Below are 22,686 nucleotides of genomic sequence, written 5' to 3'. Positions count from 1 at the left end.
ACTGCTTGACCAGATTTGTAAACTATTGGGTTGGTGAAAATTCCTAACTCAAGGTGTAAGCATTCAGCCGTCAGCATTCAGCCGTCAGCTTATTTTATCCAAAAGCTGTTCGGTGTCAGGATAGGCTGAGCCAGCGGTAAACTTTTCAGGACTTACGCATAAAGGCGTTTCTCGTACTTATGAGGTACACTCAATTTTATTCCCCCTACTCCCTACTCCCTACTCCCTGCTCCCTACTCCCTGCTGCCTTGCACTTGCTCCCCCAGCCACTTAGTAATTAGTTCTGGACAATTCTTCTTAAACCAACGCAGAGCAACAACTCTGAAGGCTGGTTTCGACATACGGGCAATTGATTTCATCATCCAGTTGAGGGAGCGAGATTGAAACTTTTTGTTGATCAGGTTGACTGAGCCGACATCGTAGAGGCAATCAAGGATGAGCTTCACGGTAGCTTCTTCCCTCTCTACTAAATGTTCCAGCAGCAGCAGGACATCATGCATACGCTCGTTTTGCATGCGCTCTTCTGCCAAGATTTTCGGCACCTCGACCAATGGTTCGGAAGATGTCATCATACTGGTGGTATCGATACTTGACTGTTCCAGGCTTGGATTCATTCCTGACACCCTAATCAATAATTTACCTATTTTCTAGTAACTATAACCTAGGATTGCGTCAAAATTGAATTGATCAGCATTAGGTACCCTTACACAAGCATTGGAAGAGTTTGCCACGAATCACGATCAAGCCCTTGATCATAGCTAGCGATCGCGCTTTTTTAGTAATCTGATTACTCATCTCATTTTTTCGGATTGCTTCCGGTAGGGGAAAAGAAATATAATCTGAGCATCCTAGTCCCAAGAAAGAGCAGAAGCAAGGATAGCTAATGAATAACCAGCCCATCCTCTCCCCATCATCGTCCATTTACCCTAGATAGCCAGTTAAGTTTGTAATCGCTGACTATCTCTACGGGGTCGGTCTTTCTCTGTAAAGGCTTGCTGAAAATTTAATCACAATTAAATCACAATTAAATCACAATTTAATACTTGATGCGATCGCGAACAGCTCCACTGCGAGGTGTACCTTTTTTATCATTCGCAGCACTTTTTTCCAAAAATTCAATAATCTTCCCCGCCACATCCACCCCAGTCGCCTTTTCAATTCCTTCTAGTCCTGGTGAAGAATTAACTTCCAACACTAGCGGACCATGATTGGAGCGTACCATGTCTACCCCAGCTATGCGTAATCCCATGGCTTTAGCAGCACGAATTGCTGTGCTACGCTCTTCAGGGGTTAACTGGATTTTTTCTGCTGTTCCCCCTCGGTGTAGGTTCGAGCGGAATTCCCCTTCTGCTCCCTGTCGCTTCATTGATGCCACTACCTTACTATCAATCACAAGGCAGCGAATATCCATACCCCCTGCTTCTTTGATAAATTCTTGGACTAAAATATTGGCGTCTAAACAGCGATTGGCTTCAATAACGGACTTGGCAGCTTGATGGGTTTCTGCCAGTACCACCCCAATGCCTTGGGTACCCTCCAATAGTTTAATAACCAAAGGAGCACCACCTACCATCTCGATTAAACCGTCAATATCTTGGGTTGAATGGGCAAAGCCAGTTACGGGCAAACCAATACCTTCACGAGAAAGGATCTGAAGAGAGCGTAGTTGATCACGGGAGCGGGAAATTGCCTGAGTTGGATTAGCACTAAAAACATCCATCACTTCAAACTGCCGTACAACAGCGGTGCCATAGAAGGTCTTTGATGCCCCGATCCGGGGAATAATGGCATCAAAGTTTTCTAAAGGTTTTCCCTGATCTAGCAGAAGTCAGAAGTCATTTGTCATTTGTCAGAAGTCAAACTCTTGCGCTTCTTGATGCAGTCGCTCATGGGGGAAACCCCCAAGACCGCGCTGCATCGCTTACAAAGGGTGTGAGACTTTTGTCATGTCCTAACTGCCCTGGCGACTGCTATACATTACCATTGGCTTGTGAGCTGTAATATTCAGGTAACAGCGCATATAGTCAATCACCCGCATTTCATGACCCCGCTTTTCCCCAGCATCCTTCAACCGTCGGGTAGAATATATAGCAATTATCATAGCTATGAGGTACACAATTTCGGGATTTTAGGGAACAGCGGATCACCGGAACAGCGGATCTGGGAAGAAAGAAGAGGAAATAGGGAATAGGGAATAGGGAATAGGGAATAGGGAATAGGGAATAGGGAATAGGGATGCGCTGCATCAAGAGGTGCGACCCGTGGCGAATTTAATTCGCCAAGTAAGAGCGCACCTAACAGGGAATCAGCTTCCCAGGAGACTGTACCTCATAACTGTGATAAACGCTATAAGGCAGCATTTAGGGATAAGATCGCAATTTTCATTTAGTTTACTCTATATCATCAACGCTATAGAAGAAAAATAACTCTTAGGGGCGCACGGGATGCGCCCCATTGGTGTGTGACCAATTGATTGTAAACGGCAGCAAGTCAGCAGTGCGATTGGCCGTAGGCCACGCTACGCGATGCTCGGTACGAGCCGCTACGCGATCGCATAATTTGATTAAGCGCTGTTTGTTGACACTCAAGCGTCAACAGTTAACGGTCAACACATGTCACTTCAGGCATGGCCTTCCCAGCTCAAATCTACCGACTCAGCGATTACTGGTCGGTCGTAACCGTTTTCATGCATCATCCACATCCCTGTCTTGCCGTCAACAGTATTGCTCCAGAAAATGTCATCGTAAGCATTGTCGTCAAAATCCATAACTCCTTGAATTTTCCAGGTGTTGTCAAAGGGTGCATTATTAACAAATACTGATTCTATGTAATCGGTACCTGCCATGCGCCAGTAGTAAAGATTTTGGTTTTCAGTATTAAGCCAGAGAATATCCGTATTATCATTTCCATCAAAGTCTCCGGCACCAACCATCTTCCATTTACTGTTCGCTGATTCTGATTTGATTAGTACTCCCTGAATCGGCTCAGTGCCATTCATCAGCCAAACTGCATTTTCGCCAGTGGAGTGATTACGCCACAGCAGATCGGTTTGCTGATCACCGTTGAAATCTCCTGTGCCATGGATTTTCCAGTTGAGGTCTGAGACTGGGACGATGGATACTGCTTCTTGGAACTGGGAACCCTTCATTAACCAGATACCAATGTCTCCATTAGCGGTATTGCGCCAAACCAGATCTTTGTGGCTATCACCGTTGAAGTCTCCAGCAGCACGAATCTCCCAGTCACTGTTAACGGATTCCATTTGAATCGTCACTGCCTCATCTAGGTCAGTACCCATTACCCCATGCATCCGCCAAGCTCCCATGGCACCAGTCTGAGAATTATGCCAAAACAGATCCACTTCAGCGGAAGTAAATTCAATGGCGTCAATTCGCCCTAACTCGAAGGTCTCATTATCAAGACTATCTGCCTCTACAACAATTTCGATGCGATCGCCTGGGGCAAGTTGTACATCTTTAAAGATAGGATTTGGATTAGGATCACTATTGCTGAGAGAGTCAGTGAAACCGACATAGTTAAGGGGGTTGGGTCCATCTCCACCAAGGTTTTTCTCCAAAGTATAGGTGTCAATGTCAATACCATTAACCCGTAGTATTAGTTTAGCTTTTCCATCTACTTCATCAAAGTGAGCAATACCGATATGGTATTTGCCAGCAACACCATCACTTTCTGTCCAGTCAATTCTGATTATGCCGTTGGTTTCAATGTCTTGGATTCTGACTGCTTTAGAGCCTGAAGCACTATCATTATCAAAAACCTCGTAATTTTGTAGGGTAACGCGAGTTGAGTTTTCTGCTTCGATTTTCATGGTTGTTTTCCTGTTTTAGATGAAGCGCGTTTTGTTGATTGGTAACTGTTGACAGTAAACTGTCAGCCGTCAGCGGTCAGCGGTCAGCGGTCAGCGGTCAGCTTAAAATAAAATTGAAAATCTGGGGAAAACCCCCATTGCACGTAGCCCATAGGCTGATAGCACCTCAAGTAGCACCTCAAGTAGCGTGCACGTAGCGCATTAGCTGATAGCTGATAGCTTAAATTAACAGCTAATCAACTAGTGGTTTGCTAAAAATACCTTTGGCATAACTGTTAGGAATTGCTCTAAGAATTCCCAATGTATTGAGCAAAACTATTGGTAGAATGCAGTTTTTGGTTTAAATGCAGCCTGGTCTGATCTTGTGTCGATTACACAAGTGTGTCTTTTATGTAGATGGTGGAGATTGCACACTAGATTATTTTCTACCATGATAGATTTTGGATCTGTTTTGAAATTATGTCACTTTAAAAAGTGGCATAGTTAAATGCTATTATAAAAATCAGCTGCTATAATATAGCCGGTTTTAATTCGGTAAGGTATAGGAAAGGGAACAGGGAATAGGGAACTTCGGATCAAAAATTATCACAATTCCTACACGGATTGCTAGAGATTTTTCTTGTTATCCTAGGAAGCGATGCAGAGGTGCGACCCGTGGCGAATTTAATTCGCCAACGGAAAGCGCACCTAAGCGGTCTTGGGGGTTTCCCCCATGAGCGACTGCATCAAGAAAAAACCTTGTCTATTCTGTTAACCCTACAGCATGTCGAATCAGACTTATAACTGGCAGCGATTTTGGTGTTCTCCCTCTGAGCGCTTCGATTTAGGCTATGATGGTTACTTATCCGATCCAGACGTTAAATCGGTCAACGGTTACAATCCCAATCCTAAGTTGGTAACCTTTAGGGAAATTTCTGAAATACCCTGCCTCATACTCCTCGGTGAACCGGGCATCGGCAAGACTCAAGCCATGAAGGAGGAAGAAGATAAGGTGACTGCTGAGCTTGAAAATACAGACGATGAAATTCTGTCACTTGATCTTCGATCAGTTTCTACGGAAGATAAACTCAATAAGAAACTGTTTGAAAGCCCAAAATTTATTAGGTGGCAATCTGGTAGCCATGGCCTTTCGGCCACGCTACGCGAACGGCTCCACATATTTTTAGATAGTCTTGATGAATGCCTTTTACGACTAGAAACAGTGGCAGCAATTTTAGTTGATGAGCTTAAGTATTATAAGGAAGATGTTAACCGTTTAACTCTTCGGATTGCTTGTAGAACAGCTGTCTTACCATCTGTGCTTGAGTCAGAACTAAAGGAAATTTTTGGGGAAGATTCCCTAGGAATATATCAGCTAGTTCCACTTCGTCGTCAAGATGTTGTTAAAGCAGCAGAAGCTAACGGAATTGATCCAGAATCTTTCTTAGAAGAAGTTTCTAGAAAAAACCTCGTCCCCCTAGCTATCAAGCCGATCACCCTAAACTTTCTGATGAAGAGTTACGGTGATCGTGGTCAGTCTCTCGAAAATAAGAGGATTGATGAAATTTATCTTGATGGCTGTCGCTGTTTATGCGAAGAAAGTAATTCTAGCCGTCGTGACTCACGTGCTATGGGTGGTCTCGATCCAGACCAGCGCCTGATCATTGCTGCTCGGATTGCGGCTGTTACAATTTTTGCCAATCGATTTGGTGTTTGTAATGGAACATATGCAGATTGTGCTCCATCTAAAGATGAGCTAGTTCTAATTGAAAATCTCTGCATTGGGGAGGAAGTTGCTAATAGCAAAAATTTTGATATCACTGAACCAGCTATCAAAGAGGTTTTAGATACTGGCTTGTTCTCATCCCGTGGTGAAAAGCTGATAGGGTGGTCTCATCAGACCTATGCTGAGTTTCTAGCAGCATGGTATTTGAAGGAACATAATGTATCTGTGTCCTTATTCCAGAGTCTTTTCTATTTATCTGAGGATGAAGACCCTGAGCAGAAATTGATTCCTCAGCTCCATGAAACTGCTGCATGGTTAGCGACTATGATACCTGAGATACGTGAGGTAATTCTTAGCACTGATCCTGATGTGTTACTTCTGAGCGATCTACCTCCAGATGGTACTGTGCAAGAAGCGGTAGTTTCCTATTTATTGATGCAGTCTGAACAATAAATCTTTGTTGCTCAAAATATTAACTACCGCTTACACGAGAAACTAAAACATCCTAACCTTGCGGAACAGCTTCGTCCATATATTGTGGATGCAAGTAAGCCAAGTGATGCACGAGATACAGCTATCAAGATTGCTGAAGTTTGTGAAGTGAATAAACTCCAAAATGAATTGGTTACGTTAGCAACTGATTCAGAGGAAAAAATTGAACTTAGGATTAGTGCTGTTCAAGCTATTGGGGAGATTGGAGATAAGAATTCAAGACTCAAACTCAAACCGTTAGCCCTTAATCCGCTTCCGGAGGATGAGGACGACAGGCTTAAGGGTTGTTGCCTACAAGCACTGTGTAATAATAAGCGCAATTATTTGACAGATGATGAGTTGTTTGATGCCTTAACTCCTCCAAAAAAAATAAATCTTGTTGATAGCTCTTACCAACGGTTTCTCAAGAATACACTTGTACCAATGCTTCAAGAAAAATGGCGGAGGGAACCAAGATTAAAATCTGATTTTCTAAAAGAAGAGGGTAAGAGTATGAAGCTTTTAAAAGCACTAGTTAATTTAGTGATGATTGAATCGGATCCTCTATTAGAATTTGTATTAAATTTAATAGGAGATATCTACCTAACTCCAAGGCTTGGCTCAAAATCGGATAAATCATATAAATATTTTGCGATTTCCATCTACCGTCAATTGCAGCTAAATAATAAAGAAGAGATTGATTGGATTATTTATAATTATTACATAAATAATAATTATAAAGAGTGTTGTCAAAACTTTAGTTATTTTTTTAGAGGGGGAAAACCACTTTCAAACAAACCTCGGAATAACCGTCCTAAACAAAAATTATTAGACCCACCTCCTAGAGAGAGAGTTATTCTTAGATTGAATGAATTAGAAGATGGTAACTTATCAGCTTGGTGGTGGTTGAATATCGACATGGCTCTTAAGCCAGACAGCCGACACTATTCTAATGAATTTGAACCTGATTTAACTAAGCTTCCAGGGTGGAAAGAGGCTGATGAACCTACTCGCACTAGAATTATTCAAGGTGCCGAAAACTATATTATAAATCAGAAAGAGATAAATACTGATTGGATTGGTAAGAATGAATGTGATCGGCCAGCCTTGGCGGGTTGTAGAGCTTTTCTGTTGCTTCTAAATAAAGCTCCAAAGATTCTTGAAACTATTCCATCTGAGACATGGCGCATTTGGGCACCTGTAATCATCGCTTTTCCTCTTGGAAACCTAGATTCTGACAACTTTTTAGAGTTAGTAAAGATAGTTTACTCAAAGGCTCGTGATCAGGTGTGTAAAACTTTGGATATTCTGATCGATCAAGAAAATCAGCAGTTTGACTCTATATCTAGAATTAGAATATTTAAAAAATGTTGGGATAAACATCTAAGCGATTTTATTTTAGACAAGGCTAAAAATAAATCCATAAAGCCCAGCTGTATGCGGGATCTGTTAGAAGAGCTTCTCAAACATGGCTCGAATGAAGCTAAAGAGAAAGCGAGAGAATATCTCCAAACATTGATATCATTGCCATTGCCTTTGAAGAAAGATGAACGTGACAGAGTCATGATTGCCTTAACATTGCTATTCCGCTACCCAACTGCTGACCGTTGGTCTAGTATATGGTCGATTCTTGAGCAAGAACCAAATCTTGGACGAGACTTGATTGAGTCAGTTGCTTATCGCTATTATTCGTTTCCGGGTCACTTAGAGCTTAATCTTAATGAGAAACAGTTAGCTGATCTATATATGTGGCTGGTTAGGCAATATCCCTATCACGAAGATCCCGATCATAGTAATGGTGTACGTTATAATGTCAGTCCAAGGGATAAGGTGGCTAGATTAAGAGATGACATTCTACGGCAACTGGAAAATTTTGGAACCCCTCAAGCCTGTGATCAATTGGAGCGTATTTTTGGAAAATTTCCTGAACTACGTTGGCTTAAGCAAAGGCTGATATCTGCCAGGGATACCATGCGTCGTAAAACCTGGAATGCACTTGAGCCAAAAGACGTTATTAAGACGATATTATATCATGATCCCATAGTTAGTAAAACTGTGGGAGATAATCAAAGTACATATAATATAGATTTGTATAATGAAGGTGGTAATGTTTCCATCGGAGGAAAAGATATAACCAATATGGTTAAAAAGAAGACTTTCAACACGGATGGTGGCGATGTCATCACCAATTCCAATAACAAGAATAGAGGCAGTGTTAATAACAGCAAAACTATTACTACAAATAAAATCGGAAAAGGGAAACGCAATACTATCAAAGTCACTGACCCTAAAACCAACCCTAGCAGCGGAGATCTATGGAACAAAATCCTTGGGATTATGACAATTGTTGGTGTGGTTGCGGGAGTGATAGGATTATTCGGTAATGGGATATTTAACGAGCAAATAAAAAGATTTTTTAGAATAGATCAGCAGCCGTCACTGTCACCAACGCCAACTGTTCCATCTCCTTCTTCAACTCAATCTAGTGAATAGCGATAATCTATAGCAAAGGGAGTAGGGAGTAGGGAGTAGGGAGCAGTGAAGTCATAAAATGTAAGAGGGTAAAAATAATGTCTACCTGATTAGACTAGAAACCGCTCTAGTCTGATAGAAAAAGCTTTTTGATTTTTGAATGCTATACTAGCATAATTAATAATATTTACTTATAGCGTTTCTTGCATTTATAAAGTACGGTTATCAACCTCAAAGTCCCCCTTTTTAAGGGGGATTTAGGGGGATCCCTTTGTAGCTCATGGGATAGAAAATGGCTATATAGCGTTTTTAATAGCTATGAGGTACAGAGATTTTTTCCTTATTACCTATTCCCTACTCCCTACTCCCTACTCCCTACTCCCTACTCCCTGTTCCCTGTTCCCTACTCCCTGCTCCCTACTCCCTGCTCCCTTTACCATAGTTTACAAAACTTTACAAATCTCATCACCAAAATATCCGGGTTAACAAAATAAATTCTGCAAAGCTTACTAGACTAAAGTGCTGTCTATAGCGTTTCTCGATCAGATGTAAACCTAGGAGGTCTTTTTTTATTGTCGAATAAAACTCCCGATCTCTTCCCCCTCTTGCCTCCTCCCCTGATTGAGGGCGGTTAGGGGGAATTCCTCTTGCCTCTTGCCTTTTGCAGCAAGAAGCGTGTTTGCAACCTAGATACAAACGCTATATGCCTGACCCCTCAACTCTCCTACTACTAGCCTACAGCCACTGCAAAAATGCCACTGCTAGTCTTAACTACAGTCACAGCAGTATCTGCATGCCCACTGAGAAGCTCAACCAAGCCCCTGGGCAGTGGAAACCCCCCAATAGCATCAGTGCTCCAGAAGCGATCGCATTTGCTCAAAACTCTCGATTCAGTAATCTCAAAACAGTCCAGGGAAGGTATTCAGAAGAAATAGCCTTGCCCCCAACAGTGCGTTTGGGTAGCCAAGGGGAAGTTGTGACTAGACTACAAACTATACTGCAACAGTTGGGATACTACCAACAGCCAGTGGATGGTGTATACGGCTCCAATACCTTTGCTGCTGTCTCTACATTCCAGCAAGCACTAGGGTTGAATGCGGATGGTATAGTTGGACCAATAACCTGGATAACTCTACAACAATTGCACTCAGAATTTTTATCTGCTCAAGAGAGGGAGTTGATCGAGATTTCCCCAAATCAGCCAGAAACTAGAGGGGAACTCCAGGATACTATCATTGATAATTTTATTTCAACAGCAGAGTCTCCCTTAGCAAATCAATCGGTTAGTTCAACCCCCTTGAACGCCCTCTCCAATAAACCACTATACCTATGGTTGTTTGGCTGGGCAGTGGTATCTCTTGGAGGATGGGGAGTAATTGTACTACAGATAAACTATCATCGGCTTCCGATTCGGCTGAGGATAGGAAAATCCTCTACAAAAACAGGGCAACCTGACAATATTGTGCCCATAGAAGATAGCGAATCAAACATCTATTCAATGGATGATTTGCTAACTACCATCAGTGAGAGCGAGATAGACCAATCCTCAACCCCTGAAACAGTCTCTGAAACTGATGCTATAGAGGAAACTGTAGAGCAAAACAATCAAGACTTAAGCTTAGGGAAGTATGGTCTACTTCTGTTCACCAGCCCAGTGGCAACAAGCCCTAATAGTTTACCGATACAAGTTGAGGATAGTAAGGAAAATACAGCTAAGCTAAACTTGGCTAAATCCTCTACGTTGTTCTTGCCCTTAGATCAGATTAAATTTAAACAATCACCACCATCGATCGGTGAAGAGAATCTATCTTTCTCAGCTGTTTTGGAATCTCCTGCGGAAGGTCTCTACAGTTTTACCCACCCTTCTATATCGTCCGTTATTCAAGAATTGACCAACAGTGACTTAGTCGAAGTCGAAGCAGCTAAGGGGCGGATTCAACCTCTCAATAACTTCTTTACTGACCTGTATCGCCTTGCTCAAAACGCTAGCTTAGCTAACCAAAACCATCACCAAGATACCAGCACAAGTCAGGAAAATGTCCGCCGAACAGCCCAAAAGTCTGACCAAGCTGATCAACCTATCCCTGAGCAGATGAAACCAGGAACTGTAGTTGGTATCCTATCCCCGACTAACCCAAAAACAGGAGAACGGTATACCTACTCATTAATTGATGATGCTGGCGGGCGGTTTATGTTGACGGAGAATAAACTGGCTCTTACCGAGCAAAGCTTGATGAATTTCAAAACAGACACCAGCCATACCGTGATTGTCCGTCGCACTGATTCCAAAGGTATCTATGTTGATAAATCCTTTACTCTGCGTTTGAAGGCTGAGAACGAGTCAGCACCTCCTCAGCCCCCGGTTGAAAGCCAGAAGAAGGTATCCACTGAAACGCGATCGCTTACCAGTGTCAGCAGTTAATCAATTCAGGACTGACCGAGTAAGCCTACAGTTACAGGTAACTCTCAACTGATGGCACCAGCAGCAAAGATTGACCTTTGGTCACGCTACGCGATGAAGCGAAGCTTCCGCTAAAAGCGATTGGCCGTAGGCCACGCTACGCGAACGCAAATTTCTCAAAAGTGCATAAATTTGATAGGGTACCTAAATCAATTGTGATAATTTTTAATCTGAAGTTCCCTACTCCCTACTCCCTACTCCCTACTCCCTACTCCCTACTCCCTACTCCCTACTCCCTTTGCTATACATAGGTTTAGCTTAGCCGGATGCTACAAGTCGGGCATCAGCCATTTTTCTTCGGGTCTTGCCAAGATAAGCTAGAATTATTAAGAAATCTTTAGAAAAAATTTTAACTGCTGCTACCTATTTCCAGGCGCTGGTATGACTCTCCCAATTCGCAACGTTGCTATTATCGCTCACGTCGATCACGGCAAAACTACCCTAGTTGACGCTCTACTCAAACAATCCGGTATCTTCCGCGAAGGGGAAGACATTCCAGACTGCGTGATGGACTCCAACGATTTAGAGCGGGAGCGGGGTATTACTATTCTTTCTAAGAATACCGCCGTTCGGTACAAAGACATCCTAATTAATATTGTTGATACTCCCGGTCACGCTGACTTTGGTGGAGAAGTAGAGCGGGTATTGGGTATGGTGGATGGCTGCATCCTAATTGTGGATGCGAATGAAGGACCAATGCCTCAAACCCGATTTGTCCTGAAAAAAGCTCTGGAAAAAGGACTGCGCCCGATTGTAGTGGTCAATAAAATTGACCGACCCCAAGCCGACCCTTATGGTGCCATCGACAAAGTCCTGGATCTGTTCCTAGAATTAGGAGCAGACGATGACCAGTGTGAGTTTCCCTACCTATTTGCCTCCGGTCTACAAGGCTACGCCAAAGAAGATTTGGATGCAGAAGCGGTAGATATGCAGGCACTGTTTGAAGCAATTTTGCATCATGTTCCGCCACCAGTAGGAGACCCTGCTAAGCCCCTACAACTACAAGTCACCACCTTGGACTATTCTGAGTACCTAGGTCGGATTGTGATTGGCAGAATTCACAACGGAACCATTAAGGCCAGTCAACAAGCTGCTTTAGTTAAGGATACTGGGGACATAGTTCAGGCAAAAGTTACCAAGTTGATGGGATTTGAAGGACTCAAGCGAGTTGACCTAAAAGAAGCATCAGCTGGTTATATCGTGGCAGTAGCTGGGTTTGCTGATGCCAATATTGGTGAAACCATTACTTGTCCCAATGAACCCCAAGCCTTACCCCTAATTAAGGTAGATGAGCCTACCTTGCAAATGACCTTCTGCGTGAATGATTCGCCCTTTGCCGGTAAGGAAGGGGACTTTGTAACGTCGCGACAATTACGCGATCGCTTATTCCGAGAATTAGAAACAAACGTAGCACTACGGGTAGAACCCACTGACTCCCCCGATAAATTCCTAGTATCTGGTCGTGGAGAGCTACACCTGGGTATTCTGATCGAAACCATGCGTCGCCAAGGATATGAGTTCCAAGTTTCCCAACCCCAAGTGATCTACCGGGAAGTCAATGGTCAACCTTGTGAACCCTTTGAATATCTAGTGCTAGATGTACCAGAAGAAGCGGTTGGTAGCTGTATCGAGCGTTTGGGACAGCGCAAAGGGGAAATGCAAGATATGCAAGTAGGTGCCAATGGTCGCACCCAAATCGATTTTGTGATTCCTGCCCGTGGCTTAGTCGGTTTCCGGGGGGACTTCCTTCGCCTGACCAAAGGTGAAGGTATCATGAATCATAGCTTCCTAGAATATCGTCCCATGACTGGGGAATTAGAGACTCGCCGCAATGGAGTAATTGTAGCCTTTGAAGAAGGGATGGCTACCTTCTATGCCCTTAAAAATGGAGAAGACCGTGGTGTATTCTTTATTAAACCAGGCACCAAGGTTTACAAAAACATGATTATTGGGGAACACAATCGTCCTCAGGATTTAGATCTAAATGTCTGTAAAACTAAGCAGTTAACTAACCATCGTTCCGCGACTGGGGATGAATTAGTGCAGTTACAAGCCCCAGTGGAGATGAGTTTGGAACGGGCTTTGGAGTATATTGGACCCGATGAACTGGTAGAGATTACACCTCAGTCAGTTCGTTTGCGGAAGCTGTCTAAGAAGAAGTTGGCGAAGCAAGGTAAAAGGTAAGAATTAAGAATGTAGAATTAAGAATGTAGAATGTAGAATTGGGAATTAAGAATGTAGAATTGGGAATTAAGAATGTAGAATTGGGAATTAAGAATGTAGAATTGGGAATTTAGAATTTAGAATTTAGAATTGGGAATTCACCATTCTGCCTTCTGCCTTCTGCCTTCTGCCTTCTGCCTTCTGCCTTCTGCATTCTTCATTCTGCATTCTGCATTCTTCATTCTTCATTCTTCATTCTAAATTCTGCATTCTAAATGCTACATTCTAAATTCTTCATTCTTAATTCTAAATTCTGACAGACAACCTCCTAACCTTCATTCATCCAATCACGAGCCGAGGCGGAAGCATCTATACCACCAGTGCGCATCTGGCGTATCAAAGCCTGGGGATCAGGAGACACTTTAAGGGCTTCGGTGGGTGTGATTTTTTCATCAATTAGGTAGTTGTAGAGAGCCTGATTCATCACTTGCATCCCTTCAATGGTTTCAGTTTCCATCAGTCGGAACACATCCACATCTTCTCCCTTAAGCAGGTAATCCTGTACAGTTGGGGTATTGATTAAAATGTCATGAACCGCAATCCGACCCTTATCGATGGTTGGTACTAAGAGTTGGGCAATAACTGCCAACAGGGACTCAGCAATCTGGATGCGGATCGCTGACTGTTCATCAGGATTGTAGAGATTCAACAGACGGTTAATACTGCTGATGGCATTGCGAGTGTGTAGAGTACCCAAGACCAGATGACCGGTTTGGGCAGCTTGCAGGGCAGTATCAACTGTGATGCGATCGCGCATTTCCCCAATTAGAATTATATCGGGATCCTCCCGTAACACAGACCGCAGAGCGTGGTGAAACTCATGGGTGTGCAATCCCACTTCTCGCTGACTAATCAGGCACTTTCGGGAGCGGTGGACATATTCAACCGGGTCTTCAATCGTAACAATATGTTTGTACTCTGTTTCATTGAGATGGCGAATCATAGCCGCAAGAGTGGTTGATTTACCTGATCCTGTCGGACCGGTAATTAAAATAATTCCCTGACCCCTGCTAACTATTTTTTTGAAAACTTGCGGTAGAGTTAAATCATCGATTGAAGGAACATCAAGGCTGATTAATCGCAGCACAATGGCTCCGCCGTTTAGGGAGTCAAAACAATTCACCCGACAGCGCACTAAGCCAGGGTAAAAAATAGCAGTATCCAGTTCTTTGGCTTCAGCAAACTGCTTCCTCTGAGCCGGAGTGAGAATCTCATTGAGGTATGCCTCAAAGACTTCCACTGTGACCTTGGTATGACGTTTAGCCACATACATCTTGCCCCGAATCCTAAATCTGGGGACCTGTCCCACTCGAATATGAATGTCAGAAGCTTTGTGACCATGAGCCTCTGCGACGATTTGCTCGATAGAAGGGGAATGACTAAGGTTCTGGTTAAGTTCTACTACTGGTTTAAGTGGTGATGGGAAAGTTTGAGGCTCTTGATCAATTTGCACTCCTACACCAGAATTCGTGTTCTTCATAATATGATGTACCTAGGGATACCCTTGCTGGACTGATCGGGTCGGGGCGTTGATGTTTGCTGATCTTCTTGTTGGCAGTTAATTTCGGTTGCTTGTGATCCAACCAAAGAACAACCCTAGAGAAATTTTACTTTATATAAAAAGTTTTCACACTAATCCAGCTAGGTTTTTGATATTGCTGTCAGACATCACCTAGATCTGATCTAATTAAATTTTATAATATATAGCCTTAGGTAGCAGAACTTAAGCGTAAGTATTCAGCTATCAGCGGTCAGCCGTGAGCTTTTAGCTCACGCTAAGCGAACAGCGGTCAGCTGACGTAACTCAGATTAAAGCAATGCTTACCTGTTGTCTTGATGCCAAGCGTGAGTGGGGTAAACCCCCGCAGGTCGGTAATGGTGCGTTTACAGTCGTCGAATTAAATTCGCCACGGGTCGCACCTCTGCATAGCTGATTCAATAGCACCATCTGTAGCACCATCTGTAGCGCATTAGCTGATAGCTAGCTGATAGCTGACGGCTAAATGCTTACGGCAGAAGGTAGAAGGCAGAAGGGACGAGAGTTGGAGCTAGTTTTTAAAAAGTCCAGTGATTTTACGAATAATTAATTGCTTTAGTTAAGTTAAAGGAGTTAATTTAAACTAGCTAATTGAGCTGATGGAGTTAATGTTATAAAACGGTTTACTGGACAATATATTTTGATTTTGATATTTTTAGCGGTATAATCCATAATATCCCATAGCTTTAATCCCATCAAACCTTTAAGTTAACCCAAACCCAGTTCCCGTTTGAGCAGATTAATCGATTTGCTACCAATATAGTTTTCACAACGGATCACCTTGGGTGGTCGAATAATATCTTCACGAGCGGCTAATATGGCATCTTTAACACTTTGATAACTTGCCTGATCGCTAATAATTATCTGGGAACTGCGAACCAGAGCTTTTAGTTTGTAGTTGTCCTTGATCTGAGCCGTCATCACTAACAACTCATCTCCCCGTAGACTATGGATAATAATTTCTACTATTTTTAAAATCCCAGAACTGATGCTAACCACTCCTAAACGGCTACCTTTGGAGAGATTCTTAATTAGCTTAAGTTCTGGCTCATAGTCATAAATATCAACAGGGATGACACGGACAGATTTAGGGGCAACAATCGCTTCTGCTTTACCGATAAAATAGCGACTAGTAACTACTGTAGCCGAGTGAGTTTGATCCAAAGCTTCTGAGAGTTCTTCCATTGGCACCAACTGCACCGGGATTCCCAAGGATTGTTCTAACTCCTGCACCATCAATTCTCCAGCACCAAGATCTCGTGACTCTACTGTCACCAGTACCCTAGCGCTACACCGTAACCGCCAGTCAATCTCCGACAAAAATAGTTCCCTAGCTTGGTTAAGGGAGCAACCTTGTCCGAGAAGTTGATTGAGGCTATCTTGAACAACCTTGTAAGCTTCGGGGGAAAACTGGTTAAGAATGCCAACCTGACGTCGATTACCCCCTTCATGACCCTGTGCCTTAACATAAATGCCTGACCCAGCATGGGACTCTACTAGTCCTGTTTCTTCTAACTGCCGATATACCTTGCTGATGGTATTGCGGTGCAAACCCGTCTCCATGGCTAGCTGACGAGTACTGGGCAGTTTATGACCTGGGGAATATTGTCGGGATGCGATCGCAAACTGAATTTGGTCAAATAGCTGCTTCGAGGCAGGTATTTCACTATCTTGTTGAATATGATACTGAACCATTACAGAGTCTCCAAAATCCCCTGTTTATCACTATTATATGGTAAATTTTAGATTTTAAACTTTTCGGTCAAATTTTGCTATCCACTTCAGCTATAATGTAAGCATTCAGCTATCAGCCAAAGGTCAGCGGTCAGCGGTCAGCCGTCAGCTTAAAATAAACTTCATTTGGAATAATTTAATAGTTCTAGATTTGAAGCAATTCAAAGTCTCGGTAGTAAGCATTCAGCCGTCAGCTGATAGCTGATAGCACCATCTGTAGCAACTCAATTAGAGCATTAGCTGATAGCTGATATAGCTGTTTTTAATCTAGTCAGGTACAAGTTTTTGGGTTTTAGGGAGCAGGGACTGAGGCCGTAGGCCACGCGGGGCGCGTTCGGAGCAGGGACTGAGGCCGTAGGCCACGCGGGGCGCGTTCGGAGCAGGGAAGAGGGAAGAGGGAAGAGGAACCCACCCCTAACCCCTCCCAGGAGGGGAAGAGGGAAGAGGTAAAAAAATAAAATATGTGTACCTCATGAGGATAAAAAGCGCTATAGCTGATAGCACCATCTGTAGCACCATCTGTAGCCCATAAGCTGATAGCTGATAGCTGATAGCTGATAGCTGATAGCTGATAGCTGATAGCTGATAGCTGATAGCTGATAGCTGATAGCTGATAGCTGATAGCTGATAGCTGATAGCTGAAAAAAAATCAGCCAATTATAACGGATTTAGCTCCCAAATAATTAAATCAATAAAAATCAATAAAAATCAATAAAAATTAATAGATGGTAAAGTAATAATCTGGACTATCCTGAACTCTCCAATTAAGTAAACTAGTTAATAAACTTATTATTTATTTATTAAATACAGGTATAATTTAGAGTTAAGCTACTGCTGTAGAATTGGCGCTGAATTCAGAAAGCCAAGAAAACCTTTAGCTTAGCATCTATAACTGCCAAGCAAGAGCTTCACATCCTTCCAAATCGATTATGACACATAGGGAAATTCGTAGCATTACCGTCAAGGTGGTCAATGGTGATCTAGACATAGCAGCTTACCTGGCAATGCCGGTGGCAGAAACACCTCTTCCTGGAATTGTGGTGCTGCAAGAAATTTTTGGGGTGAATGGCCATATCCGGGATATCACAGAACGGTTTGCCAAAGAAGGCTATGTTGCGATCGCTCCCGCACTCTATCAACGCCTTGCTCCAGGCTTTGAGACAGGTTACACCATTGAAGACATTAACATTGGCAAGGAATACAAGGAACAAACCAGAGCAGCGGAACTCCTGGGAGACATCCAAGGGGCCATCGGTTACCTGAGGAGTCAAACCCCTGTGCAAGATAACCCCATCGGCTCTATTGGCTTTTGTTTCGGGGGTCATGTTGCCTATCTGGCTGCTACCTTACCCGATATTAAAGCTACTGCTTCGTTCTATGGTGCTGGGATTACTACCATGACTCCTGGCGGTGGTGAACCAACGATTACTCGCACACCAGAGATTAACGGTACACTCTATGGTTTCTTTGGGATGGAAGATGCTAGCATTCCAGCAGAAGAGGTTGATCAGATTGAGGCTGCTCTTGAGAAAAATAAAATTAATTATCGTGTCTTTCGTTACGATGGAGCAGACCACGGATTTTTCTGTGACCAACGGGCTAGCTACAATGAAAAAGCAGCTACTGATGCTTGGCAAAACGTTTTGCAGCTGTTTAGGGAAAAACTTGACTAAACTGTCACCGGCTCCCAACTTTTTAAGCAGCTGCTCCTATATCAGAAATCATTACTGATTTTAAACCGTTAATCATCATGAATTCAAAATCAACCTCTTCGACCACCAGCAATTCATCCTTTTCTATGGATGATTTTGCTCAAGCCCTAGAAGAATACGACTATGAGTTTAAACAGGGACAGGTGGTACGTGGCAGAGTACATAACTACGAAAGCGATGGTGCTTATGTAGACATCGGTGGTAAGTCCCTGGCTTATCTACCAATTAGTGAAGTTTCCTTAGAATCGGATCTGGATTGGTCGGAAGTACTGCCCTTGAATGAGGAAATGGATTTCCTGATTATTCGGGAGCAAAATGCTGATGGTCAAGTTACCCTTTCCCGGCGTCAGCTGGAGATTAAGCAAGTTTGGGATGGGTTAGTTGAACTCCAAGAGAATGGAAAATCATTAGATGTCCGGGTTTCTGGAGTGAATAAAGGTGGTGTCACCGTGGATGTGCGGGGATTGCGGGGATTCATTCCGCGATCGCACTTGAGTCAGCACGACAATCTAGATTCCTTGATTGGTCAGAAACTAACAGTCAATTTCCTAGAAGCTGATCGCGATCGCAAGAAGCTAGTGCTTTCTCAGCGGGAAGCTGTGCGTGCTGCTACTTTCTCTGAGCTAGAAGTGGGACAATTAGTGGAAGGTAAAGTAGCTGCGATCAAGCCCTTTGGTGTGTTTGTGGACTTTAATCAAACCAATGGCTTGCTGCACATTAAGCAAGTAAGCCAAAGTTTCGTTGAAGACCTCTCCAAAGTGTTTGAAATCGGTCAAGTGATCCAGGTAATGATTATTAACTTGGATGAAGGCAAAGGTCGTATTTCTATGTCTACCAGGGTTTTAGAAAATTACCCAGGAGAAATGCTCGAAAAGATGGCAGAGGTAATGGCTAGTGCTCCAGCTCGTGCTGAACGTGCTAGGCAAAAACTATTACAAGCATAAGTTAGGTCGTTTGAATCGATCATGTTTTTTGTTTCTTGTTGACTGTTGACTGTTATAGCGCTACGCTTAGCGTCAGAAATTAGAAGTCAGAAGTCAAAGGTGCGCTTACAGTCGTCGAATTAAATTCGCCACGGGTCGCACCTAAAAGTAAGCGATTACTTAAGTTTCGGAGTTTAGGAATGTCAAACATCTGAATGCGTAGTGCTATAACTGTTGACTGTTGACTGTTGACTGTTGACTGTTGACTGTTGACTGTTGACTGTTGACTGTAAACCGTGAACCGTGAACTAAAATACCTCATGAATCAAAACAATAGCCCAATGCATACCCTTACCGTAGATATTGGTGGCAGTGGCGTTAAGGTGATGGTATTAGATGAAGTGGGTAATCCCATCACCGAACGTAGTCGCTTAGAAACACCCCAACCTCCTAAGCCGGATGCTATCATTCATGCGATCGCATCCCTAGCTCTCGGACAAGGGGATTTTGAACGGGTATCGGTGGGATTTCCTGGAGTGGTTCGCAATGGGATAACCTATACGGCGGTAAACCTCGATCCTGATTGGCAGGGATTTGATCTGGCTACTACCCTATCTCAACGCTTAGGCAAACCGGTGCGGGTAGCTAATGATGCCGATGTCCAAGGATTAGGAGCAATTACTGGCAAGGGAGTGGAATTGACGATTACCCTAGGCACAGGGTTTGGTTCTGCTTTATTTGTGGATGGCAAGCTGGTGCCAAATCTGGAAATGGGACACCATCCTTTTCGTAAAGGGGAAACCTACGAAGAACAGTTGGGGCGAGCGGCTTTAGAGAAAGACGGTAAGAAGAAATGGAATAATCGGCTCCAAAAAGCGATCGCATGCCTGGAGCGTTTGTTTAATTATAATTACCTTTACATTGGTGGTGGTGAAGCCAAAAAAATTAACTTTGAGCTACCCCCCAATGTAAAAGTAGTGCCCAATGTCGCTGGGTTATTGGGGGGTATTGCTTTGTGGCGGGATTAGAAAAAGCCGTGAAATACTATAGCGCTAAGCTATCAGCTATCAGCTATCAGCTATCAGCTATCAGCTATCAGCATATGCTTATGATGGACTTTTCCCCAGATTTTCAATTCTCATTAATCTCGAACTATTAAATTCTATCATTTGCGCATTGCGCACGCTACTTGAGATGCGCACGCTACGCTGGGTTTATTTTAAGCATTAGGCTGACCGCTGACCGCTGACCGCTGAATGCTTACTACTAGATTGCTGGGCTATAGCTTGTCCTGCATAAACCTGTGTGACAAATTCCCGAATTTTCTGCTGATATTCGGCAGTAGCAACAGTTGTCAAATCATTGTGAGCTGCATCAGGAACTAGCCAAAGCTGTTTAGGAACTGTAGCAGCATCGAACAAGACTTGACTCATCCTAGCAGGAACTGTGGTATCACTAGTGCCATGGATTAAGAATATAGGTGTTTGGAGTGACTTGATTTTACTAATTGAGTCAAACCGCTGGGTAAGCAGAAGATCGATCGGCAAGAAACCATATTTTCCCTGATAATCTGCCATATCCCGCATGGAAGTAAATGAGCCTTCCAAAATCAACCCTGCCATGTCTGGGTTACGCACCGCTAGATCAATCCCGATTGCTCCCCCTATGGAATAACCATAGACAAAAATATCTTGGGGATTGATGCCTCGTTGTTGGACTAGATAATCCCAAGCCACTTGAGCATCTTGATAAACTTGGGATTCCCTAGGAAATTTACCGTCGCTGCGACCATAGCCTCGGTAGTCAATCAGCAGCAGGGATAAACCTAGCTGATGTAACCGTTGGGCTATTTCAAGATATGACCCAATATTACAGGCATTACCGTGCAGATATAGCATCACCTTACTTTCTGGTGAGTCAGAGGGAATCCACCAGCTATGGATTTTATCAATTTTACCCTTATTGGATATTGGTAACCAAAGCTCTTCGTAAGGCAAACCAAAGTCAGCTGGTGTATTTTCAATCACTGAAGCCGGACAAAACATTAGCCGATGTTGCAACAGCAACACTGAGGTACAGACTAAGGCGTAAGCGATCGCTATAAATCCTGCAACAATCAACATAATCAATGATCTTCATAGTTCATCCTTCATCCTTGAAAACCGGTTGGCTTAGATGCCATTCGGTTGCTTGTTCATAAGCATAACCTACTTGAAATAGCTGGTCTTCCCGCAATACATTACTAATCAACTGCATCCCAATTGGTAATCCCTGTTCATCAAAGCCACAGGGTATACTCATCCCTGGTAACCCAGCCAGGTTAACTGGAATAGTCATCAGGTCAGTCAGATACATACTTAAGGGGTCTTCTGTCTTTTCCCCAGCTTTAAATGCTGTGGAGGGAGCTGTGGGACAGACTAGCACATCGACCTTGTCAAAGGCTGCTTCAAAATCCTGTTTAATCAGAGTACGAACTTTTTGGGCTTTGAGATAATAGGCATCATAGTAACCAGCGGATAGGGCATAGGTTCCTAGCATAATCCGGCGCTTGACTTCTGCACCGAACCCTTCAGCACGGGTTTTGGTGTACATAGAAAGGAGATTGTCAGCATCTGATGCCCGTAAGCCATATTTAACGCCATCGTAGCGAGCTAGATTTGCTGATGCTTCTGACGGAGCAATGATGTAGTAGCAAGGCAAACCATACCGGAATCGAGCACAGGAAATTTCCTGAATCTCAGCACCTAAGTCTTTGAGCTGATCAATCGCTTTAGTGACTGCTTTCTCTACTACTGGGTCTAAGCCTTCACCAAAAGTTTCTGTAATAATACCAATCTTAACTTTACCGTTGGATTTTAGGTCTGGTTGCAGGAATTGGGTATAGTCGGGAATGTCTACTTTGAGGCTGGTCGCGTCATTGGGGTCATATCCTGCGATCGCATTCAGTAAAATAGCGGCATCTTCTACAGTGCGAGCAAATGGTCCAATTTGATCTAAGGACGATGCGAATGCCACTAAACCATAGCGCGATACTAAACCATAGGTCGGTTTCATGCCAACTACTCCACAGTAAGAAGCCGGTTGACGAATAGAACCACCGGTATCAGAACCCAGAGCAATAGGACATTCCCCAGAAGCTACGGCTGCCGCTGAGCCCCCGGAGGAGCCGCCGGGGACATGGGATAAATTCCAAGGGTTTTTAGTAAGTTGAAAAGCCGAGTTTTCCGTAGAACTCCCCATGGCAAATTCATCCAAGTTGGTTTTACCTACCATTACTGCCCCAGCATCTTTGAGTTTTTGGGTCACTGTTGACTCGTAGGGTGGGACAAACTTGGCCAGAATCCGGGAGCCGCAGGTGGTCGGAATCCCTTGGGTACACATATTGTCTTTGATGCCAATGGGTATACCGGCCAAGGTACCGAGCTCTTCACCAGCTGCGATTTTCGCATCTACTTGACTGGCCTGTTCTAAAGCATAGTCTGAGGTGATGTGGAGGAAGCTTTGGACTTGAGGCTCTAGGGCTTGAATCTTATCTAGGGCTTCTTGGGTGATTTCTACAGCTGAGCGTTCTTTGTTGATTAGCTGTTGATGCAACTCGCGGACCGTGTCCATGCTTACT

General features: G+C 43.5%; 22 protein-coding genes and 1 pseudogene. 12 read left to right on the top strand and 11 right to left on the bottom strand.

Going from position 1 to position 22,686, the window contains the following annotated elements; all coding sequences use genetic code 11:
• Positions 1 to 233: 233 nt before the first annotated feature.
• The 4 genes and pseudogenes from F6K64_RS19560 to F6K64_RS19545 form a co-directional block, all read right to left on the bottom strand.
• Positions 234 to 614 (bottom strand): hypothetical protein, encoded by a 381-nt coding sequence (locus tag F6K64_RS19560; RefSeq protein ID WP_008190197.1) that lies wholly within the window; start codon positions 612 to 614, stop codon positions 234 to 236.
• A 79-nt stretch (positions 615 to 693) separates the two neighbouring features.
• A complete protein-coding gene (locus F6K64_RS19555; RefSeq protein ID WP_044495330.1) occupies positions 694 to 921 on the bottom strand; it encodes a hypothetical protein in 228 nt (75 codons plus the stop codon).
• A 115-nt stretch (positions 922 to 1,036) separates the two neighbouring features.
• Positions 1,037 to 1,813, bottom strand: a pseudogene (gene rimK / locus F6K64_RS19550) (30S ribosomal protein S6--L-glutamate ligase); the annotation flags it as partial.
• Between the two features lie 138 nt (positions 1,814 to 1,951).
• Positions 1,952 to 2,101: a hypothetical protein gene (locus tag F6K64_RS19545; RefSeq protein ID WP_287266076.1), complete on the bottom strand. Its 150-nt coding sequence runs from the start codon at positions 2,099 to 2,101 to the stop codon at positions 1,952 to 1,954.
• 160 nt (positions 2,102 to 2,261) lie between these two features.
• Between F6K64_RS19545 and F6K64_RS19540 the strand changes: the two genes are divergently transcribed.
• Positions 2,262 to 2,426, top strand: coding sequence for a hypothetical protein (locus F6K64_RS19540; RefSeq protein WP_287266074.1), 165 nt, complete (start codon positions 2,262 to 2,264; stop codon positions 2,424 to 2,426).
• A 3-nt stretch (positions 2,427 to 2,429) separates the two neighbouring features.
• On the opposite strand, the gene F6K64_RS19535 is transcribed toward F6K64_RS19540, so the two are convergent.
• Together F6K64_RS19535 and F6K64_RS19530 are read right to left on the bottom strand one after the other, a co-directional pair.
• Positions 2,430 to 2,588: a hypothetical protein gene (locus tag F6K64_RS19535; RefSeq protein WP_154659961.1), complete on the bottom strand. Its 159-nt coding sequence runs from the start codon at positions 2,586 to 2,588 to the stop codon at positions 2,430 to 2,432.
• Positions 2,589 to 2,620: 32 nt separating this feature from the next.
• The gene (locus tag F6K64_RS19530) at positions 2,621 to 3,829 is read right to left on the bottom strand and encodes an FG-GAP repeat domain-containing protein (RefSeq protein WP_287266072.1); all 1,209 of its coding nucleotides are present in this window, start codon (positions 3,827 to 3,829) and stop codon (positions 2,621 to 2,623) included.
• 654 nt (positions 3,830 to 4,483) lie between these two features.
• On the opposite strand from F6K64_RS19530, the gene F6K64_RS19525 reads away from it, so the two are divergent.
• The 7 genes from F6K64_RS19525 to typA all read left to right on the top strand — a co-directional run bounded on the left by F6K64_RS19525 (position 4,484) and on the right by typA (position 13,122).
• The gene (locus F6K64_RS19525) at positions 4,484 to 4,612 is read left to right on the top strand and encodes a hypothetical protein (protein WP_267872112.1); all 129 of its coding nucleotides are present in this window, start codon (positions 4,484 to 4,486) and stop codon (positions 4,610 to 4,612) included.
• Positions 4,593 to 5,987, top strand: a complete 1,395-nt coding sequence (locus tag F6K64_RS19520) for an NACHT domain-containing protein (RefSeq protein WP_287266069.1) — start codon at positions 4,593 to 4,595, stop codon at positions 5,985 to 5,987. The genes F6K64_RS19525 and F6K64_RS19520 overlap by 20 nt, the downstream gene beginning before the upstream one ends.
• A gap of 84 nt (positions 5,988 to 6,071) precedes the next feature.
• Positions 6,072 to 8,498, top strand: coding sequence for a hypothetical protein (locus F6K64_RS19515; RefSeq protein WP_287266067.1), 2,427 nt, complete (start codon positions 6,072 to 6,074; stop codon positions 8,496 to 8,498).
• A gap of 297 nt (positions 8,499 to 8,795) precedes the next feature.
• The gene (locus F6K64_RS19510; protein ID WP_154659963.1) at positions 8,796 to 8,963 is read left to right on the top strand and encodes a hypothetical protein; all 168 of its coding nucleotides are present in this window, start codon (positions 8,796 to 8,798) and stop codon (positions 8,961 to 8,963) included.
• A gap of 175 nt (positions 8,964 to 9,138) precedes the next feature.
• The gene (locus tag F6K64_RS19505) at positions 9,139 to 10,899 is read left to right on the top strand and encodes a peptidoglycan-binding domain-containing protein (protein ID WP_287263235.1); all 1,761 of its coding nucleotides are present in this window, start codon (positions 9,139 to 9,141) and stop codon (positions 10,897 to 10,899) included.
• Between the two features lie 77 nt (positions 10,900 to 10,976).
• Complete coding sequence (locus tag F6K64_RS19500) at positions 10,977 to 11,189, top strand: hypothetical protein (protein ID WP_131826878.1); 213 nt, start codon at positions 10,977 to 10,979, stop codon at positions 11,187 to 11,189.
• Between the two features lie 130 nt (positions 11,190 to 11,319).
• Positions 11,320 to 13,122 (top strand): translational GTPase TypA, encoded by a 1,803-nt coding sequence (typA, locus tag F6K64_RS19495; protein ID WP_008190216.1) that lies wholly within the window; start codon positions 11,320 to 11,322, stop codon positions 13,120 to 13,122.
• 307 nt (positions 13,123 to 13,429) lie between these two features.
• Here the strand turns inward: typA and F6K64_RS19490 are convergent, their stop codons facing one another.
• From F6K64_RS19490 to F6K64_RS19480, 3 genes are all read right to left on the bottom strand, one after another.
• On the bottom strand, positions 13,430 to 14,641 hold the full coding sequence (locus F6K64_RS19490) for a type IV pilus twitching motility protein PilT (RefSeq protein WP_008190218.1): 1,212 nt from the start codon (positions 14,639 to 14,641) through the stop codon (positions 13,430 to 13,432).
• Positions 14,642 to 15,406: 765 nt separating this feature from the next.
• Positions 15,407 to 16,393 carry a GntR family transcriptional regulator gene (locus F6K64_RS19485; protein WP_008190220.1) on the bottom strand — a complete coding sequence of 329 codons (987 nt, stop codon included), beginning with the start codon at positions 16,391 to 16,393 and terminating at the stop codon, positions 15,407 to 15,409.
• Positions 16,394 to 16,846: 453 nt separating this feature from the next.
• A complete protein-coding gene (locus F6K64_RS19480; protein ID WP_287266064.1) occupies positions 16,847 to 17,089 on the bottom strand; it encodes a hypothetical protein in 243 nt (80 codons plus the stop codon).
• Between the two features lie 272 nt (positions 17,090 to 17,361).
• Here F6K64_RS19480 and F6K64_RS19475 point away from each other — a divergent pair, with 272 nt between their 5' ends.
• The 4 genes from F6K64_RS19475 to F6K64_RS19460 all read left to right on the top strand — a co-directional run bounded on the left by F6K64_RS19475 (position 17,362) and on the right by F6K64_RS19460 (position 20,226).
• Complete coding sequence (locus tag F6K64_RS19475) at positions 17,362 to 18,105, top strand: dienelactone hydrolase family protein (protein ID WP_008190223.1); 744 nt, start codon at positions 17,362 to 17,364, stop codon at positions 18,103 to 18,105.
• Between the two features lie 77 nt (positions 18,106 to 18,182).
• Positions 18,183 to 19,088 carry a S1 RNA-binding domain-containing protein gene (locus F6K64_RS19470; RefSeq protein WP_044495335.1) on the top strand — a complete coding sequence of 302 codons (906 nt, stop codon included), beginning with the start codon at positions 18,183 to 18,185 and terminating at the stop codon, positions 19,086 to 19,088.
• A 299-nt stretch (positions 19,089 to 19,387) separates the two neighbouring features.
• Positions 19,388 to 20,095 carry an ROK family protein gene (locus tag F6K64_RS19465; RefSeq protein WP_287266062.1) on the top strand — a complete coding sequence of 236 codons (708 nt, stop codon included), beginning with the start codon at positions 19,388 to 19,390 and terminating at the stop codon, positions 20,093 to 20,095.
• 8 nt (positions 20,096 to 20,103) lie between these two features.
• Positions 20,104 to 20,226 (top strand): hypothetical protein, encoded by a 123-nt coding sequence (locus F6K64_RS19460; protein WP_287251077.1) that lies wholly within the window; start codon positions 20,104 to 20,106, stop codon positions 20,224 to 20,226.
• Between the two features lie 67 nt (positions 20,227 to 20,293).
• Here the strand turns inward: F6K64_RS19460 and F6K64_RS19455 are convergent, their stop codons facing one another.
• A complete protein-coding gene (locus F6K64_RS19455; protein ID WP_008190229.1) occupies positions 20,294 to 21,190 on the bottom strand; it encodes an alpha/beta hydrolase in 897 nt (298 codons plus the stop codon).
• Between the two features lie 19 nt (positions 21,191 to 21,209).
• Positions 21,210 to 22,679: an Asp-tRNA(Asn)/Glu-tRNA(Gln) amidotransferase subunit GatA gene (gene gatA / locus F6K64_RS19450; protein WP_008190230.1), complete on the bottom strand. Its 1,470-nt coding sequence runs from the start codon at positions 22,677 to 22,679 to the stop codon at positions 21,210 to 21,212.
• Between the last annotated feature and the right edge of the window lie 7 nt (positions 22,680 to 22,686).

The sequence above is a fragment of the Moorena sp. SIO3A2 genome (assembly GCF_010672265.1).
Lineage (GTDB): Bacteria > Cyanobacteriota > Cyanobacteriia > Cyanobacteriales > Coleofasciculaceae > Moorena > Moorena producens.
The sequence above is the reverse complement of the archived record's forward strand: the minus strand, read 5'-3'. Positions and strand labels throughout refer to the sequence as shown.

Excerpts from the sequence above, each read along its gene's own strand:
- F6K64_RS19465 (WP_287266062.1), top strand. The coding sequence starts at position 19,388 with ATGAATCAAAACAATAGCCCAATGCATACCCTTACCGTAGATATTGGT.
- F6K64_RS19490 (WP_008190218.1), bottom strand. The coding sequence starts at position 14,641 with ATGAAGAACACGAATTCTGGTGTAGGAGTGCAAATTGATCAAGAGCCT.
- F6K64_RS19555 (WP_044495330.1), bottom strand. The coding sequence starts at position 921 with ATGGACGATGATGGGGAGAGGATGGGCTGGTTATTCATTAGCTATCCT.
- typA (WP_008190216.1), top strand. The coding sequence starts at position 11,320 with ATGACTCTCCCAATTCGCAACGTTGCTATTATCGCTCACGTCGATCAC.
- F6K64_RS19475 (WP_008190223.1), top strand. The coding sequence starts at position 17,362 with ATGACACATAGGGAAATTCGTAGCATTACCGTCAAGGTGGTCAATGGT.
- gatA (WP_008190230.1), bottom strand. The coding sequence starts at position 22,679 with ATGGACACGGTCCGCGAGTTGCATCAACAGCTAATCAACAAAGAACGC.
- F6K64_RS19560 (WP_008190197.1), bottom strand. The coding sequence starts at position 614 with ATGAATCCAAGCCTGGAACAGTCAAGTATCGATACCACCAGTATGATG.
- F6K64_RS19470 (WP_044495335.1), top strand. The coding sequence starts at position 18,183 with ATGAATTCAAAATCAACCTCTTCGACCACCAGCAATTCATCCTTTTCT.
- F6K64_RS19520 (WP_287266069.1), top strand. The coding sequence starts at position 4,593 with ATGTCGAATCAGACTTATAACTGGCAGCGATTTTGGTGTTCTCCCTCT.
- F6K64_RS19510 (WP_154659963.1), top strand. The coding sequence starts at position 8,796 with ATGAGGTACAGAGATTTTTTCCTTATTACCTATTCCCTACTCCCTACT.
- F6K64_RS19545 (WP_287266076.1), bottom strand. The coding sequence starts at position 2,101 with ATGATAATTGCTATATATTCTACCCGACGGTTGAAGGATGCTGGGGAA.
- F6K64_RS19455 (WP_008190229.1), bottom strand. The coding sequence starts at position 21,190 with ATGTTGATTGTTGCAGGATTTATAGCGATCGCTTACGCCTTAGTCTGT.
- F6K64_RS19485 (WP_008190220.1), bottom strand. The coding sequence starts at position 16,393 with ATGGTTCAGTATCATATTCAACAAGATAGTGAAATACCTGCCTCGAAG.
- F6K64_RS19530 (WP_287266072.1), bottom strand. The coding sequence starts at position 3,829 with ATGAAAATCGAAGCAGAAAACTCAACTCGCGTTACCCTACAAAATTAC.